This is a genomic window from Pseudonocardia sp. SID8383 (assembly GCF_009864975.1).
Classification (GTDB): Bacteria; Actinomycetota; Actinomycetes; order Mycobacteriales; family Pseudonocardiaceae; genus Pseudonocardia; species Pseudonocardia alni.
This window is the reverse complement of the sequence record NZ_WWFY01001127.1, coordinates 1-2,095: the sequence shown is the minus strand read 5'-3', so window position 1 is coordinate 2,095 and position 2,095 is coordinate 1. Positions and strand designations below refer to the sequence as shown.

Sequence of the window (2,095 nt, the reverse complement as noted above, 5' to 3'; positions counted from 1 at the left end):
GCCGCTGGAGCTGGACCACCCGGCCGCGCGGCTGGTCGAGACCCTGCGCGACGCCCGCCCGGTCGCGGTGCTCACCACGACCGCGGTCGCCCCGGCCCTGGCCGACGCCGGTGTGCCCACGGTCGCGCTGGACGACCCGGCCATCGCGGCCGAGCGCGCCGCACTGGACCCCGGCCCGATCCCCGACGCCGAGCTGGGCAGCTTCGCCCGCGAGAACCCGGCACGGCTCGACCTGCCCGCCTACGTCATCTACACCTCCGGCTCCACCGGGCGGCCCAAGGGCGTCGTCACCCCGTACCGGGGGCTGACGAACATGCAGCTCAACCACCGCCGCGAGATCTTCGACCCGGTGGTCGCCGAGGTCCGCGCCCGCCGCGGGCCCGACGCCCGGCTGCGGGTCGCGCACACCGTGTCCTTCGCGTTCGACATGAGCTGGGAGGAGCTGCTCTGGCTGGTCGAGGGGCACGAGGTGCACGTGGCCGATGAGGAGCTGCGCCGCGACGCGCACCGGCTGGTGTCCTACTGCGACACCCACGAGGTCGACGTCGTCAACGTGACCCCGACCTACGCCGCGGCGCTGCTGGAGACCGGGCTGCTCGCCCGGCGCCCGATGCCGCTGGTGCTGCTCGGCGGCGAGGCCGTGTCCGACGCCGTCTGGTCGACCCTGCGCGATGCCGACGGCGTGCTCGGCTACAACCTCTACGGCCCCACCGAGTACACGATCAACACCCTCGGCACCGGGACCGCGGACTCGGCCACCCCGGCGGTCGGGAAGCCGATCAGCAACACCGTCGCGCACGTCCTGGACCCGTGGCTGCGCCCGGTGCCCGACGGCGTCGCCGGTGAGCTGTACATCGCCGGCGACGGCCTGGCCCGCGGCTACCTCGACCGGTTCGCGCTGACCGCCGAGCGGTTCGTCGCCGACCCGTGGAGCCCGGGCGGGCGGATGTACCGCACCGGTGACCTGGTCCGGCGCCGCCCCGGCACCGGCGGGCTGCTCGACTTCCTGGGCCGCACCGACGACCAGGTGAAGATCCGCGGGCACCGCGTCGAGCCCGGAGAGGTCACCGCCCGCCTCGACCGGCACCCGCTGGTGTCGCGCTCGGCGGTCGTCCCGGTCCCCGCCCCGGACGGCGGGTCGCTCCGGCTGGTCGGCTACGTCGTCCCCGCCGCCCCCGACGAGGCCGACCGCGCGGCCACCGCCGCCGGCGCCGTCGACGAGTGGCGCGCGATCTACTCCGAGGAGTACTCCCGGATCCCGGTCGCGGTGTCCACCGAGGACTACGCCGGCTGGGACTCCTCCTACACCGGCGATCCCATCCCGTTCGCGCAGATGTCGCAGTGGCGGGCCGCGACCGTCGACCTGATCCGGGCACTGAGTCCGCAGCGGGTGCTGGAGATCGGGGTGGGCACCGGGCTGCTGCTCGGCCCGCTCGCCCCCGAGGTCACCGAGTACCGCGGCACCGACCTCGCCGAGCCGGTGATCACCGCGCTGCGCACCGCGCTCGCCGACGACCCGGCCCGCTACGGCCACGTCGAGCTCGACACCCGGCCCGCCGACGACCTGTCCGGGCTGCCGCGGGGCCACTTCGACACCGTCGTGATCAACTCGGTGGTGCAGTACTTCCCCGACGCCGGCTACCTGGAGCGGGTCCTCACCGGCGCCGCGGAGCTGCTCGCCCCCGGTGGCCGGATCGTCGTCGGGGACGTGCGCCGCCCGGACACGCTGCACGCGTTCCACACCGCGATCGCCCGGACCCGGCTCGGCGACGGGGCCGACCCCGCCGCGGTCGACGCCGCGGCGGAGCGGTCGCTGGCCCTGGAGAAGGAGCTGCTGCTCGCCCCGGCGTTCTTCGACCGGGTCGCGGCCGGTCTCGGCGCGGAGGTCGCGGTGCGCGCCAAGCGCGGCGACGCCCACAACGAGCTGACCCGCCACCGCTACGACGTCGAGCTGCACCTGCCCGGCGCCGACGTGCGCCGCGCCGACCCGGCCCGCACCCTGCGCTGGGGCACCGACCTGTCCTCGCTCGACGACCTCGACCGGCTGCTCGCCGACGCCGGGACCACCGGCCTGCGCCTCACCGGCGTCCCGGAC

At 75.8% G+C, this 2,095-nt stretch carries 1 protein-coding gene; it reads left to right on the top strand.

What is annotated here, in order from left to right:
* Positions 1-2,095 (top strand): AMP-binding protein (locus tag GTW08_RS27410; RefSeq protein WP_161152718.1); only part of this gene is annotated, 2,095 nt, incomplete at both ends.